Raw genomic sequence first — 14,333 nt, forward strand, 5'->3', positions numbered from 1 at the left:
CACCCGGGCCGCCCGGCTGCCGGCTCAGTGGCCGCGGTCGATCCACTCCTGCAGGTGGGGGGCCTCCGTGCCGATCGTGGTGGTGTCCCCGTGGCCGGTGAGCACCTCCGTGGTCCCCGGCAGGGTGAGCAGCCGCTCGCGGATGGAGTCGACGATCGTGGGGAAGTCCGACCAGGACCGGCCCGTGGCGCCGGGACCGCCCTGGAACAGGGTGTCCCCGGAGAACAGCACCCCGCCCTCGCCCAGGTCCGGTGCCCAGAAGCACACCGAGCCCGGCGAGTGACCCGGGGTGTGCAGCGCGGTGAGGCGCACCCCGCCCACCGAGTAGACGTCACCGTCGCGGATGATGCGGTCGAAGCGGCGGGCGGGATGGACCTGCTCCCAGAGCATCGTGTCGTCCGGGTGCAGGTACACCGGTGCCCGCAGCTGCTCGGCGCCCTCGACGACGGCGCGGATGTGGTCGTCGTGGCCGTGGGTGAGCAGGATGGCGGCCACTGCCCGGCCGCCCACGGCGTCCACGACCTGCTCCGGGGCGTGGGCCGGGTCGATGACCACGCACTGCTCGTCGTCGCCCACGATCCACACGTTGTTCTCGACCTCCCAGGTGCCCCCGTCCAGGGAGAACGTCCCCGAGGTCACCAGGTGCTCCACCCGGACCCGGCCCGTGGCGTCCGTGCGCCGCCCCACATCCTGCCGCGCGGTCATCGGGCCGCTCCGGCCGGGGCTGCCGCGCCGGTCTCCGCGCCGCGCTCCTCCGCGCCGGTCGCCGAGCGGTCCAGCTCGACGACGGAGCGCAGGACGGTGCCGGCCTTCATCTTCGCGAAGGCCTCCTCGACGTCGTCCAGGCCGATGCGCTCGGTGACGAACCCGTCGAGGTCCAACCGGCCGAGCCGGTACTGGTCCACCAGCATCGGGAAGTCCCGGGAGGGGAGGGTGTCGCCGTACCAGGCGGACTTGATGGACCCGCCGCGGCCGAAGACCTCGTCCAGCGGGATCTCCCACGTGGTGCCGGGGGCGGGCACCCCGACCAGCACCATCCGGCCGGCCAGGTCACGGGCCTCGAACGCCTGCTTGAAGGTGGGGGCGATGCCCACCGCGTCGATCACCAGGTCGGCGCCGTTCCCGCCCGTGAGCGCCCGGATCGCCGCCACGGGGTCCTGCTCCTTCGAGTTGACCACGTGGGTGGCGCCGAACTTCTCCGCGGTGGCCAGCTTCTCGTCGTCGAGGTCCACGGCCACGATCGTGGTGGCCCCGGCCAGTGCGGCACCGGCGATCGCGGCCGCCCCGACCCCACCGCAGCCGATCACGGCCACGGACTCCCCGCGCCGGACGGCGCCGGTGTTGAGCACCGCGCCGATGCCGGCCATCACGCCGCATCCGAGCAGCCCGACGGCCGCGTACTGGTGCGGTTCGAGGTCTGCCTCGATCTTGGTGCACTGCCCGGCGGCCACCAGGGTCTTCTCGGCGAACGATCCGATGCCCAGGGCCGGGGTCAGCGGGGTGCCGTCCTCGAGCGTCATCTTCTGGGTGGCGTTGTGGGTGGCGAAGCAGTACCAGGGCTCGCCCCTGCGGCAGGCCCGGCACTCGCCGCACACCGCCCGCCAGTTCAGGATCACGTGGTCACCGACGGCGACCTCCGTCACCCCCTCCCCGACCGCGGACACCACGCCCGAGGACTCGTGGCCGAGCAGGAACGGGAAGTCGTCGCCCACCCCGCCCTCGACGTAGTGGTGGTCGGTCTGGCACACCCCGCAGGTGAGCACGTCCACCAGCGCCTCCCCCGGTCCGGGGTCCGGCACCAGGATGGTCTCCACACTCACCGGCTGGTTCTTGCCCTTGGACACCACGCCCTTGACCTTGTGCATGCTGGAACTGCCTTTCGTCGTCGTCGGCACCGGGAACGGTGCTCGATCGCAGAAGTCGTACTGGGGGTCCCGAGGCCGGGACGAAGAGCCGCGGCCGGAGCGGCGCACGCCCCGGCCGCGGCGGCAGGGGCCTCAGCCGCGGATGCGCTCCATGCCGGGGTCCACGAGCGGCTCGGCGCTGACCGTGGCGGGGACGCGCTCGCCGAGGTACTCGATCTCGACGCCGTCCCCCTCGGAGAGCTCCGGCGGGAGCCAGGCATAGGCGACCGGGCGTCCCACGGTGTGGCCGAAGACGGCGCTGGTGACGTAGCCGGCGGCGGCGCCGTCCACGTACACGGGCTCCTTGCCCATGACCACGGAGCGCCCGTCGTCGACCGTCAGGCAGCGCAGCCGGCGCCGCACCTGGCCGTCGGAGGCCACGGCCTCCGAACCCACGAACTCGCCCTTGTCCTTCTTGACGGCGAAGTCCAGTCCTGCCTCCAGGGCGGTGTGCTCCGTGGTCATGTCGGTGCCCCAGGAGCGGTAGCCCTTCTCCACGCGCAGGCTGTTGAAGGCGGCGCGCCCCGCGGGGACGATGCCGAACTCCTGGCCCGCCTCGTGCAGCAGGTCCCACAGCCGCAGTCCCTGGTCGGCGGTGGTGTACAGCTCCCAGCCGAGCTCGCCCACGTAGGAGAGGCGCATGGCGGTGACCCGCAGGCCGCCCACCCGGATCTGCTTGGTGCGGAAGTACTTCAGGCCGTCGTTGGACAGGTCGTCGTGGGAGACCTTCGCCATGACCTCCCGGGCCTTCGGTCCCCACAGCCCGATGCAGCACGTCTCGGCGGTGGTGTCCCGGACCAGGGCCCAGGCGGTGGGGTCCGCGGCGCTCTGCCGGGTCGCCTCGGCGGACAGGTACGCCACGTCCACGCTGCTGTTGATGCCGGCCTGGAACAGGTTCTCGCCGAGCCGGGCCACGGTGATGTCGCTGCGGATCCCGGCCTTCTCGTCCAGCAGGAGGCAGTACGTCACGGCGCCCGGCTTGCGCAGGACGTTGCCGGTGGTGAGCCGCTGCAGCAGGGCGCCGGCCCCCGGTCCTTCGACCGTCACGCGCTTGAGCGGGGTCATGTCGTACATCGCCACGGCGGTGCGGGTCCTCCAGGCCTCGACCGCCGCGATCGGCGAGTGGAACCGGGCCGCCCACGGCTCGCGCTCCGGCTCGCGCCACTCCTCGGGCAGCTGCTCCAGGAGCGCGGCGTTGGACTCGTACCAGTGCGGGCGCTCCCAACCGTGGCTCTCCAGGAAGAACGCGCCGAGCTCCAGCTCCCGGGGATAGAACGGGCTGACCCGCAGGTTGCGCGGCGACTCCCGGGGCTGGAGGGGGTGGAGGACGTCGTAGATCTCCACGAAGTTCTGCTTGCCCGTCTCCTCGACGTACTCCGGGGAGAGCTGCACGTCGTCGAACCTGGTGGCCTCGCAGCCGTGCAGGTCCGTCTCCGGGGTGCCGTCCACCAGCAGCTCGGCCATGGCCTTGGCCACGCCCGAGGAGTGGGTGACCCACACGGCCTCCGCCACCCAGAACCCGGCGAGGTCCGGGGACTCGCCGATGAGCGGGCCACCGTCCGGGGTGAAGGAGAAGATCCCGTTGAAGCCCTCGGCCACCTCGCTGCCGCGCAGGCTCGGGAGGAAGCGCCGGCTCTCGGCCCACTGCTCGGTGAAGTCCTCGGGCGTGAAGTCCAGGCGGGAGGGCATCCGGTCGTGGGCAATGTCGCGGGGCGCGTAGTGCGGCAGGTCGGTCAGATCCACCGGCATCGGGCGGTGGGCGTAGGAGCCGATGCCGATCCGGTCCCCCCACTCCCGGTAGTAGAGGTCCGCGTCCTGGTGCCGGAGGATCGGCAGGGTCGCGCCGTTCGGGGCGTCGTGCTTGCCGACCAGCTCCGGGACCGCGGAGGTGAAGACGTACTGGTGGGCCAGCGGCTGGATGGGGCACGGCATGCCGGCCATCTCGCCGATCGCGGGCCCCCAGAATCCGGCGCAGGAGACGACGATGTCCGCCGGCACGGTTCCGTCGGACGTGGTCACGCCGGTCACGCGGCCGTTCGACCGCTCGATGCCGGTGACGGTCGTCTCCGCGCAGTAGGTCACGCCGGCGCGGGTGGTGTGCTCGATGAGCACCTGCACCGCCTTGGCCGCCAGGGCGAGCCCGTCCGTCGGCACGTGATAGCCGCCCAGCACCATCTCGGGATTGACGAGAGGATGCTGCGCGAGCACCTCCTCGGGGGTGAGCAGCCGGCCCTCGATCCCCCAGGAGGCCGCGTAGCCCACCTTGCGCTTGAGCTCCTCCAGCCGCTGCGGGGTGGTGGCCACCTCGAGGCCGCCGACCTGGTTGAAGCAGCCCAGGGAGACGAGCTTCTCGACGGTGTACCGCGCGAAGTGGGTCATCGTCCGTGACGGGTTCGTCTGGTAGACGAGTCCGGGCGCGTGCGACGTCGAGCCCCCGGGAAGGGGCAGCGGGCCCTGCTCGAGGACGGTGACGTCCGTCCAGCCGCGCTGGACGAGCTCGTCGGCGAGGTTCGTGCCGACGATGCCGGCTCCGATGATGACGACGCGAGGGGTGGTGCTCATGGGGCGGTTCTCCTGACCTGCGGATGTCGTGCGGGGGCTCGGTCGGGTTCAGCTCGACCGGGACTCGTGGCCGTTGACGGTGAGACCGGGCGGCAGGTTCGGTGCCTCGGACGACTCCTCGACCATGATGATGCCGTCCACGACGCTCACCGCGTGGGCCCGCACCGGCAGCTTGGCCGGAGGGGCGTCCACCGCGCCGGTGCGCAGGTCGAACTTGGACGCGTGCAGCGGGCACTCCACCTCGCACCCCTCCACCCAGCCGTCGGCGAGCGAGGCGTCCTGGTGGGTGCAGGTGTCGTCGATGGCGAACAGGTCGCCCTCCTCCGTGTGGAAGACGGCGATGGGCGGGACGGTGTCGAGGCGCAGGGCGTCACCGGGGGCGAGGTCCTTGAGGGGGCAGGCCTGGTGCATCGGAGCGGATCCTTTCCTGAGGTGGCTCGGGCCTGCTGTGCCGAGCGTTGCCACCTCGACCGCACTGCCTCACGATGAGCAACAAGTGTTGCAATGTGCAACATCGTGAGGACTCGCACCGAACCCTGTCAAGAGCCGGGGCCCACCCGGAACCCGCGCCGAGCCGCACGGGGACGCAATGTAAATTCCCCGGGTCGAATTCGCCGGACCCCTTGACGGGGCCGGTGACGAGGTTCACGCTGATTCTCACATTGTGAGCCGTGTTGCACGAAGCGCACAGGACGTCCGACCCCCGGACCTCCCCGCCGTTGCTCCGGGTCATTCAGGACGAAGATTTGAAAGGGGTCCCTCATGGAGTCCCTCGTCATTGTCGGAGCGTCGCTGGCGGGCCTGTCGGCCGCCCGGGCCGCCCGGAGCCTCGGGTTCGCCGGACGACTGGTGATCATCGGTGATGATCCCCAGCGCCCCTACGACCGCCCACCGCTGTCCAAGGACTTCCTCGCCGGCCGGATCGAGCTCGAGGACCTGGCCCTGGAGACCGACGACGAGGCCCTGGAGGCCGAGTGGATCCTCGGGACCCGGGCGGTGTCCTTCGACGCGACCACCCGTCTGGTGCACCTGGAGGACGGGCGGTCGGTGCGCGCCGACGGCCTGGTGATCGCCACCGGCGCCTCGCCCCGGTCGCTGCCGCAGCTCGCCGGGAGCACGAACGTGGTGAGCCTGCGCACCCTCGCCGACGCGCAGAGGCTCCGGGGGCTGCTGGCTGCCGGGCGGCGGCTCGTGGTCGTGGGCGCCGGCTTCATCGGCGCGGAGGTCGCCTCCACCGCCCACGCCCTCGGTCTGGACGTCACGGTGCTGGAGAAGTCCCCCACCCCCCTGTGCGGTCCGCTGGGCACCGAGCTGGGCGGGGTGGTCGCCGGGCTGCACGAACGCGCCGGCGTGGAGCTGATCTGCGGCGTCGACATCGAGGACTTCGAGTTCACCGGCGGGTCGGTCAGCGCGGTGCGCCTGGCCGGCGGCCGGGTGCTGCCCGCCGACGTGGTGGTCGTGGGCATCGGCGCGGCGCCGAACACCGCTTGGCTGGAGGGCTCCGGGATCGAGCTGGGCAACGGCGTGCTCTGCGACGCCGTCGGGGCCACCAGCATCCCCGGGGTCGTCGCCGTCGGGGACTGCGCCGCGTGGTGGGAACCGGGCACCGGCCGCCACCACCGGGTGGAGCACTGGACCGGGGCCGCCGAGCGCCCGGCGGTGGCGGTGGGCGCCCTGCTGGGCGCCGACCCGGCCGGGCTGCCCGCCGTCAAGCCCCCGTACTTCTGGTCCGACCAGTACGGCACCCGCCTGCAGTTCGCCGGCGACGCCTCTCGCGCCGACCGCGTGGCCTACGAGCACGGCGGCCCGGACCAGGACTCCCTGCTGGCCGTCTACTACGCCGGGGACGAGCCGGTCGCCGTGCTCGCCTGGAACCAGACGAGGCTCTTCTGCCGCTGGCGCAAGACCCTCGAGAAGCTCGCCGTCGCCGCGGTCCAGTCGCTCGCGGCCTGAGCGCCCACGCCACCCTGCCGCCCCTCCTCCCTTTCCCACCCCGCGCTCTGCGCACTGTCCGACCCCAGGAGTTCGTGTTGTCGATCAACGTTGTCTCGGAGTCCCTGATCTCCACCCTGCCCGGCTCCACCTACGTGGACGAGGCAGTCTTCCGCGCCGAGCAGGAGCGCATCTTCGAGCAGATGTGGTTCTGCGCCGTGCGCGCCGCCGACCTGGACAAGCCCGGAGCCTTCCGCACCGTCCAGGTCGGCCGGGAGTCCATCATCATCACCCGCAACCGGAAGCACGGCATCCGGGCGTTCTACAACATCTGCCGCCACCGCGGGGTGAAGCTGTGCATGGAGGACGCCGGCGAGGCCGCGCGCTCCTTCCAGTGCCCCTACCACGCCTGGACCTACGACTTCGACGGCAAGCTCATCGCCGCCCCCAACCTCACCAAGATGCCCGACATCGACCGCCAGGAGTACGGCCTGGTCACCATCCCGGTCCGCGAGTACCTCGGCTACGTCTGGGTCTGCCTGGCCGACAACCCCCCGTCCTTCGAGGAGGACGTCATGGGCGACATCCAGGAGCGCCTCGGGGACACCCAGGCCATCGAGGGCTACGACATCGCCAACCTCTCCCTGGGCCGGCGGATCATCTACGACGTGAAGGCCAACTGGAAGCTCATCATCGAGAACTTCATGGAGTGCTACCACTGCGCCACCATCCACCCCGAACTCACCGAGGTGCTGCCCGAGTTCGCCGACGGCCTCGCCGCCCAGTACTTCGTCGGCCACGGCGCGGAGTTCGGCGACGGTGTGCAGGGCTTCACCATCGACGGCTCCGAGGGCCTGGACAAGCTGCCCGGCGTCGACGACGACCACGACCGCCGCTACTACGCCATCACCGTCAAGCCCACCGTGTTCGTCAACCTCGTCCCCGACCACGTCATCATCCACCGCATGTTCCCGCTGGCTCCGGACCACACCGTCGTGGAGTGCGACTGGCTCTACCTGCCCTCGGTCGTGGACTCCGGAAAGGACGTCAACGCCTCCGTGGAGCTCTTCCACCGCGTCAACCAGCAGGACTTCGACGCCTGCGAACGCTGCCAGCCCGCCATGGGCTCCAAGATCTATGCCAAGGGCGGGGTCCTCGTCCCCTCCGAGCACCACATCGGCGCCTTCCACGACTGGATCACCGACAAGGTCGGCGACGTCGTCGGGACGGGGCCACGCCGGCCCTCCGGGACCGGGCCGCAGCACCTCTTCCCGGGAGGGGATCACGATGAGCACTGAGAATCCGTCACCGAGCCCGTCGTCGGACGCGGAAGCCCCGCCGGCCTGTCCCGTCGACGACACGACGCACCTCCACGAGGCGGAGGCCGAGGAGACCCAGATCCTCGGCGAGCTCAGGGAGGGGGTCCAGGAACGGCGCAGCGCGCTCCAGGGAGAACCCCGGGGCCTGGACAAGGTGATCTTCGGTGTGACCGGCGCCCTGGTCGTCGCCTTCGTGGTCTGGGGCTTCGTCGGCACGGAGAACCTGTCCACCGTCTCGACCGCGGCGCTGGGGTGGGTCCTGGAGAACACCGGGTGGATCTTCGTGCTGCTGTCCTCCCTGTTCGTCGCCTACGTCCTGTGGCTGGCCCTGGGCCGGTTCGGCAACATCCCGCTGGGCAAGGACGGCGAACGACCGGAGTTCAGGACCGTCTCGTGGATCTCCATGATGTTCGCGTGCGGCATGGGCATCGGCCTGATGTTCTACGGCGTCGCCGAGCCCCTCTACTACTACATCTCCCCGCCGCCGGCCACGGTCGACGCCGGCACGGCCGAAGCCGTCGAGACGGCCATGGCCACGTCGCTGTTCCACTGGACGCTGCACCCCTGGGCCATGTACGCGGTGCTCGGCATCGCCATCGCCTACGGCACCTTCCGGCTGGGCCGCAAGAACCTGCTCTCCGAGGCGTTCGTGTCCCTGTTCGGGCGGCGGGCGGTCGACGGCGCCGGCGGCAAGATCATCAACATCCTGGCCATCTTCGCCACGCTCTTCGGCTCCGCGGCCTCGCTCGGGCTGGGCGCGCTCCAGATCGGCAGCGGTCTGCAGTTCAACGGCGTGGTGGGCGAGGTGGCCACCCCGATGCTCGTGCTGATCATCGCGGTGCTCACCTTCTGTTTCGTGGCCTCGGCGGTGTCGGGCATCGAGCGCGGCATCCAGTTCCTGGCCAACACCAACATGGTGCTCGCGGTGGTCATGGCCCTCATCGTCTTCGTCGTGGGGCCCACCCTGTTCATCCTCAACCTCATCCCCAACGCGATCGGCTCCTACCTCCAGCAGCTGCCGGAGATGGCCGCCCGCACCGAGGCCTCCGGCGGCGAGGACATGCGCGCGTGGCTGTCCAGCTGGACGATCTTCTACTGGGCCTGGTGGATCTCCTGGACACCGTTCGTGGGCATGTTCATCGCTCGTATCAGCCGCGGTCGCACCATCCGCCAGTTCGTCACCGGCGTGCTGCTGGTGCCCTCCCTGGTGTCCCTGCTGTGGTTCGCCGTCTTCGGCGGGAGCGCCATCCACATCCAGCGGACGGCGAACGCGACCCCCGACCCCGGCGACGGGATCGCCACGGTCGTCGACGGCGTCCCCACCATCTCCTTCGACGGCGCGATCTACGACATGTTCAACAACCTCGGCACTCCGCAGGCGCTGACCATCGGCCTGGCGGTGCTGGCCATGGTGCTCACCGCCATCTTCTTCGTCACGGGCGCCGACTCGGCGTCCATCGTGATGGGCTCGCTCAGCTCCCGCGGGAGCCTCGAGCCGTCGAAGCCCGTCGTGATCTTCTGGGGCGTGCTGATGGGGGCGGTCGCGGCCGTCATGCTCCTGGCCGGCGGGGACACCCCCGCGGAGGCGCTGGGAGGTCTGCAGCGGCTCACCATCGTCGCCGCGCTGCCGTTCGTCCTCGTGATGTGCGTCCTGTGCATCGCCCTGACCCGCGACCTGCGCGCCGATCCGATGTGGCTGCGCCAGCGGCTGTCCGACTCCGTGGTGCGCCGCGCCATCCGCACCGCCGTGGACGAGTACGGGCACCAGAAGTTCACCCTGGTCACCCAGGAGAGCGCGGACCCGCCCACGGGCCAGATCCAGGCCGTGGACGCCACGGCCGCCGGGCAGCCGATCTACGCCCGGGTGAAGGGCCAGGAGAACGGCCAGGTCCGGAAGAAGAAGGCGGCCCGCCCATGACGCCGCGGGACGGTCCGGGACGCGCCCGGCCCGCACGGCACGCTTCCGGGCACCCGGCCCGCTCCACCCCGGCGGGCCGGGGTGGAGCGGACGGGGCGGACGGAGCGCGACGATGACGATTGACTACCATGGAGTCATGTCCTCCCCCGGCCCCAGACCCCCGACCGCCCCCGACGCCGCCAAGGAGCAGCCCGGCACGGACGGGGTCACCCCGGGGGGCGTGCAGTCCGTGGACCGGGCCATCACGGTGCTCGAGGTCCTCGCCCGGACCGGTGGTTCCACGGTGACCGAGGTGGCTGCGGAGCTGGGCGTGCACAAGTCCACTGCCTCACGGCTGCTCGGCGCCCTGGAGTCCCGGGGCCTCGTGCACCACCCGAGCGACGGGAGCCCGTATCAGCTCGGGTTCGGCATCCTTCGGCTGGCGCACGCGATCCCCGGCCGGCTGAGCGTGGTGGCCGAGGCGCGCGACGAGGTCCGCGGCCTGGCCCGGACCCACTCCGAGACGGTCAACCTGGCGGTCCTGCGGGAGGGCCACGCCGTCAACGTGGACCAGGAGATGGGCCCCTCCTCGGTCGCGACCCACGACTGGATCGGGAGCCTGACCCCCCTGCACGCCACCGCCAGCGGGAAGGTGCTGCTGGCGGGGCTGCCGTCCGACGAGAGGGCCCACGTCCTCCGCGACCAGGGCATGCCGGCCCTCACCGCGCGCACGATCACGTCGAAGGAGCAGCTGGAGCGACAGCTGATCGACGTGGTCGCCCGGGGCTACGCCACCGTGTGCGAGGAGTTCGAGATCGGGCTGAACTCCGTCGCCGTGCCCGTGCGGGACCATCTCGGCACGGTCATCGCCTCGATCAGCGTCTCGGGACCGGCGTTCCGGTTCACGGAGCAGCACATGGCCGACCTGGTCGAGGACCTCAAGGAGGCCGGCCTGCGGGTCAGCCGGCGCATGGGGTACGCCCCCCTCGACGACTCCGCGTAGCAGGACCCGCGCCGCGACGTCCTGGTCCCTGTGGTCCACGTCACGTACATTGGCGAGCGTTGGTTAATATGGATTAACCGAGCTGGGAGACCGCCCGTGGAAGCGCCGAACGCCGACCTGTCCTACGACGCCGGGGAGACCGAGCCGCCGCTGCTGCGGCAGACGATCCCCCAGAACCTCGCGGGGACCGTGGCGCGCTGCCCCGAGCAGGAGGCCCTCGTGGACGTGGGCGCCGGCCGGCGCTGGAGCTACGCGCAGTTCCACCACGACGTCCGCGCGCTGGCCACCGGGCTGCACCGGCTCGGCGTGCGGACCGGGGACCGGGTCGGGATCTGGGGGCCGAACACGTGGCAGTGGACGCTCGTGCAGTACGCCACCGCCGAGCTCGGGGCGGTCCTCGTCAACATCAACCCGGCCTACCGCTCCCACGAGCTGGCCTACGTCCTGCGGCAGTCCGGGACCAGCACCGTGGTGACGCACCCCCGGTTCAGGAGCTCCGACTACCCGGGGATGCTGGACGAGGTGCGCGACGGGTGCCCCGACCTGCGCCGGGTCGTGGTCATGGGCACCGCCGGGTGGGACGAGCCGGCCTCCGCCGAGGTCGACGAGGCCCTGCTGGCGGGGATCGCCGCCGGCCTGGACCCCGAGGACCCGATCAACATCCAGTACACCTCCGGCACCACGGGCTTCCCCAAGGGCGCGACGCTGAGCCACCGCAACATCCTCAACAACGGGTACTTCATCGGCGAGCTCCTGGGCTACACCGAGACCGACCGGGTGTGCATCCCGGTGCCCCTGTACCACTGCTTCGGCATGGTCATCGGCAACCTGGCGTGCACCACCCACGGCTCCTGCGCGGTGCTCCCCGCGCCGGCGTTCACCCCGGAGTCGGCGCTGCGCGCGGTGGAGCGCGAGTCCTGCACGAGCCTCTACGGCGTGCCCACGATGTTCATCGCCGAGCTCGGCCTCGGGACCCTCGACGCGTTCGACCTCTCGAGCCTGCGCACCGGCGTCATGGCGGGCTCCACCTGCCCGGCGCCCACGATGCGCGCGGTGATCGAGCGGATGAACATGCGGGAGGTGAGCATCTGCTACGGCATGACGGAGACCTCGCCCGTGTCCACCCAGACCCGGCGGGACGACTCGTTCGAGCGCCGCACCGCCACGGTGGGCCGGGTGGGGCCGCACCTGGAGGTCAAGATCATCGATCCCCTGAGCGGCGGGACCGTCCCGCGCGGGACCGCCGGGGAGTTCTGCACCCGTGGCTACAGCGTGATGAAGGGCTACTGGAACGAGCCGGAGCGGACGGCGGAGGCCATCGACCACGACGGGTGGATGCACACCGGGGACCTCGGCGCCATGGACGAGGACGGGTACGTGCAGATCACGGGCCGGATCAAGGACATGGTCATCCGCGGCGGGGAGAACATCTACCCCCGGGAGGTCGAGGAGTTCCTCCTCACCCACCCCGACGTCCTCGACGCCCAGGTCATCGGCGTGCCCGACCCCGTGTACGGCGAGGAGGTCATGGCATGGCTGCGGCTGCGCGACGGCGCGGAGCCCCTCACCGCCGAGTCTCTGCGCTCCTTCTGCGACGGCCGGATCGCCCGCTACAAGATCCCGCGCTACGTCCACGTGGCCGACGAGTTCCCCATGACCGTCACGGGCAAGGTCCGGAAGGTCGAGATGCGGGAGGAGTCCGTGCGGATGCTGGACCTCCGGTCCTGACACCGCGCCAGCCTCCGTCCCTCCCCCTCCGCGACCTCCCCGGTTCCCCGGTTCCCCGGTTCCCCGGTTCCCCGACGAGACCTCCGCACATCTGCCGACCGCTCAGGGGGGCCGATGTGTTCGGGCGCTGGGGGCGGCCGGGGTTCGCGGCTACGCGCGGAAGGAGGCGATCATCGCCTCGACCTGCCGGTGCTGCTCCGATCCGGCGTACTCCCGGGCGGCCTCGAGCGTGGGGAAGTCGTGGATCGAGCTGAAGATCACCGTCCGGTAGGTGATGCCGTTGGGCGCGACCACCCCGGTCTCGACCAGCCCCAGGCCGTACAGGACGTGCGGCAGCATCGTGGTGGGCGGAGGGGCGTCCGCATCGGTCAGCGAGGTCACGAGTCGCACGGCGTCCGGCCAGCCGTACGCGTTGCGCAGTTCGGGCGCGGACGTCAGGTCCATGGCCACGGAGCGCACCACGAACTCCCCGCTGCTGGACAGGGGCACGCTCCCCGGGACGTCCCCGAGGTGGGTCACCGGCGGCATCGAGCAGTTGGGGCCGCACTCGGCGCCCCAGGCGATGAGGACCGACAGGTGGCCGACGGGAGCGCCGTCCGGCCCGAGCACCGTCACCGTGCCGCCGACGTCCGAGAAGTCCCCGTCCACGCTCCACGTCGCGGGCAGCTCGAAGGCGAAGGCGGCGTCGGCGGCCGTGCCGGAGTAGGTCACGAGCTCGGCGGGAGCAGGACCCGGGTCCACGGTGGGGCCCGGGTCGGGGCTCGCCGTGGGGCCGGCGGTGGGGGTGCCCGTCGGCCCCGCGCCGGAGTCGGCGGACGGGCTCGGGGCCGGGTCGGCGGTCCCGCTCGCAGCCGGGTCCGAGGCCGGGGCCGTGGTCGTGGCCCCGGGGTCCGGCGCGCTCGACCCCGGGGCCGGCGCCGAGGAGGACTCCGCCGCCGTGGCGGCCGGCGACGCGGCGGGACCCGTGCCCTCGGCGGAGGGGTCTCCGCCGGACGGGGTGCCGCAGGAGACCAGGAGGAGCAGGGCCGCGGCGGCCGCGCCCAGCGCCCGGGTCGATCGTGACGTGGTCGGTGACATGTGGACGGCCCCCCGATCGCGGAGCACCAGCGCCCCGGGCGTGCGCCCGGCCCGGCTCCGAGGACTGCAGGCTACGCCGCCCGGTTCGCGGTCGGCAACGGCGGACGGCGGGCACCCGGCGATCGTTGTGGGATCGCAGATTCCTGGGCGCTGTCGGAGAGCCTGGGTACGCTCGGGGCACGGCCCGCTCCGGGGCCGCACCGGGGACAGGAGTGGGGCCATGGACCTGAACGGCGCGAGGATCCTCGTGGTGGGAGCGACCGGCGTCCTCGGACGGCGGCTGTGCGAACGGCTGAGCGAGCGCACCACCGACATCGTGGTGACGGGTCGCTCCGCCTCCGCCGCGGAGGAGCTGCGGCGCGGGCTCGGCCTGCACGCGGCCCACGCCCTCGACCTCGTGGACCACGACGAGGCGGCGGAGGTGGTGCGCCGCGCGGCCGAGGAGCTCGGCGGGCTCGACGCCGTGGTGATCGCCACCGGGGTCGCCGCGTTCGGCCCCGCGGCCGACGAGGACGAGGCCGTCGTGGAGGAGCTGTTCGAGGTCAATGCCCTCGGCCCCATGGCCGTCATCCGGGCGGCCCTGCCCCACGTCGCGGACGGCGGCGCGATCGCGGTGCTCACCGGGGTGGTCGCGGAGCTGCCGCTGGCCGGGATGGCCGGCTACGCCGCCAGCAAGGCGGCCATGGCCTCGTGGCTGGGGTCGCTGCGGCGGGAGCTGCGCCGTCGTCGGATCGCGGTGATGGACGCCCGGCTGCCGCACATGGACACCGGGCTCGTGGACCGGGCGCTGACCGGCCTGCCGCCCCGACTGCCGCCGGGGCACAACGTGGACGACGTCATCGCCGCGGTGGAGCGCGGCCTCGAGCGCGGCGTCCACGAGCTGCGGATCGACTGAACCGGGGTGCCCGTGC

General features: G+C 71.9%; 11 protein-coding genes. 6 read left to right on the forward strand and 5 right to left on the reverse strand.

Annotation, left to right across the window (positions count from 1 at the left end; translation table 11 throughout):
* Positions 1-24: 24 nt before the first annotated feature.
* The 4 genes from AC6CH6_RS16865 to AC6CH6_RS16880 form a co-directional block, all read right to left on the reverse strand.
* Positions 25-705 carry an MBL fold metallo-hydrolase gene (locus AC6CH6_RS16865; RefSeq protein WP_498255996.1) on the reverse strand — a complete coding sequence of 227 codons (681 nt, stop codon included), beginning with the start codon at positions 703-705 and terminating at the stop codon, positions 25-27.
* Complete coding sequence (locus AC6CH6_RS16870; protein WP_498255997.1) at positions 702-1,865, reverse strand: S-(hydroxymethyl)mycothiol dehydrogenase; 1,164 nt, start codon at positions 1,863-1,865, stop codon at positions 702-704. Before AC6CH6_RS16870 ends, AC6CH6_RS16865 begins: the two co-directional genes overlap by 4 nt.
* A 132-nt stretch (positions 1,866-1,997) precedes the next feature.
* Entirely contained in the window at positions 1,998-4,466 is a 2,469-nt protein-coding gene (locus AC6CH6_RS16875; protein WP_498255998.1) for a GcvT family protein, read from the reverse strand.
* Between the two features lie 48 nt (positions 4,467-4,514).
* Entirely contained in the window at positions 4,515-4,877 is a 363-nt protein-coding gene (locus AC6CH6_RS16880) for a bifunctional 3-phenylpropionate/cinnamic acid dioxygenase ferredoxin subunit (RefSeq protein WP_498255999.1), read from the reverse strand.
* Between the two features lie 351 nt (positions 4,878-5,228).
* Between AC6CH6_RS16880 and AC6CH6_RS16885 the strand changes: the two genes are divergently transcribed.
* From AC6CH6_RS16885 to AC6CH6_RS16905, 5 genes are all read left to right on the forward strand, one after another.
* A complete protein-coding gene (locus AC6CH6_RS16885; protein ID WP_498256000.1) occupies positions 5,229-6,419 on the forward strand; it encodes an NAD(P)/FAD-dependent oxidoreductase in 1,191 nt (396 codons plus the stop codon).
* Between the two features lie 77 nt (positions 6,420-6,496).
* A complete protein-coding gene (locus AC6CH6_RS16890) occupies positions 6,497-7,696 on the forward strand; it encodes an aromatic ring-hydroxylating oxygenase subunit alpha (protein WP_498256001.1) in 1,200 nt (399 codons plus the stop codon).
* Positions 7,686-9,635, forward strand: coding sequence for a BCCT family transporter (locus AC6CH6_RS16895; protein ID WP_498256002.1), 1,950 nt, complete (start codon positions 7,686-7,688; stop codon positions 9,633-9,635). The genes AC6CH6_RS16890 and AC6CH6_RS16895 overlap by 11 nt, the downstream gene beginning before the upstream one ends.
* A 136-nt stretch (positions 9,636-9,771) precedes the next feature.
* Positions 9,772-10,617 (forward strand): IclR family transcriptional regulator, encoded by an 846-nt coding sequence (locus AC6CH6_RS16900; RefSeq protein WP_498256057.1) that lies wholly within the window; start codon positions 9,772-9,774, stop codon positions 10,615-10,617.
* Between the two features lie 96 nt (positions 10,618-10,713).
* Positions 10,714-12,345, forward strand: coding sequence for an AMP-binding protein (locus AC6CH6_RS16905; protein WP_498256003.1), 1,632 nt, complete (start codon positions 10,714-10,716; stop codon positions 12,343-12,345).
* Between the two features lie 150 nt (positions 12,346-12,495).
* On the opposite strand, the gene AC6CH6_RS16910 is transcribed toward AC6CH6_RS16905, so the two are convergent.
* Positions 12,496-13,422 (reverse strand): hypothetical protein, encoded by a 927-nt coding sequence (locus AC6CH6_RS16910; protein ID WP_498256004.1) that lies wholly within the window; start codon positions 13,420-13,422, stop codon positions 12,496-12,498.
* Between the two features lie 220 nt (positions 13,423-13,642).
* Between AC6CH6_RS16910 and AC6CH6_RS16915 the strand changes: the two genes are divergently transcribed.
* A complete protein-coding gene (locus AC6CH6_RS16915) occupies positions 13,643-14,317 on the forward strand; it encodes an SDR family NAD(P)-dependent oxidoreductase (RefSeq protein ID WP_498256005.1) in 675 nt (224 codons plus the stop codon).
* Positions 14,318-14,333: the final 16 nt, after the last annotated feature.

Source organism: Kocuria sp. GQ42 (assembly GCF_059758435.1).

Coding starts and splice junctions, on each gene's coding strand:
- AC6CH6_RS16865 (WP_498255996.1), bottom strand. CDS start 705: ATGACCGCGCGGCAGGATGTGGGGCGGCGCACGGACGCCACGGGCCGG.
- AC6CH6_RS16870 (WP_498255997.1), bottom strand. CDS start 1,865: ATGCACAAGGTCAAGGGCGTGGTGTCCAAGGGCAAGAACCAGCCGGTG.
- AC6CH6_RS16875 (WP_498255998.1), bottom strand. CDS start 4,466: ATGAGCACCACCCCTCGCGTCGTCATCATCGGAGCCGGCATCGTCGGC.
- AC6CH6_RS16880 (WP_498255999.1), bottom strand. CDS start 4,877: ATGCACCAGGCCTGCCCCCTCAAGGACCTCGCCCCCGGTGACGCCCTG.
- AC6CH6_RS16885 (WP_498256000.1), top strand. CDS start 5,229: ATGGAGTCCCTCGTCATTGTCGGAGCGTCGCTGGCGGGCCTGTCGGCC.
- AC6CH6_RS16895 (WP_498256002.1), top strand. CDS start 7,686: ATGAGCACTGAGAATCCGTCACCGAGCCCGTCGTCGGACGCGGAAGCC.
- AC6CH6_RS16900 (WP_498256057.1), top strand. CDS start 9,772: ATGTCCTCCCCCGGCCCCAGACCCCCGACCGCCCCCGACGCCGCCAAG.
- AC6CH6_RS16910 (WP_498256004.1), bottom strand. CDS start 13,422: ATGTCACCGACCACGTCACGATCGACCCGGGCGCTGGGCGCGGCCGCC.
- AC6CH6_RS16915 (WP_498256005.1), top strand. CDS start 13,643: ATGGACCTGAACGGCGCGAGGATCCTCGTGGTGGGAGCGACCGGCGTC.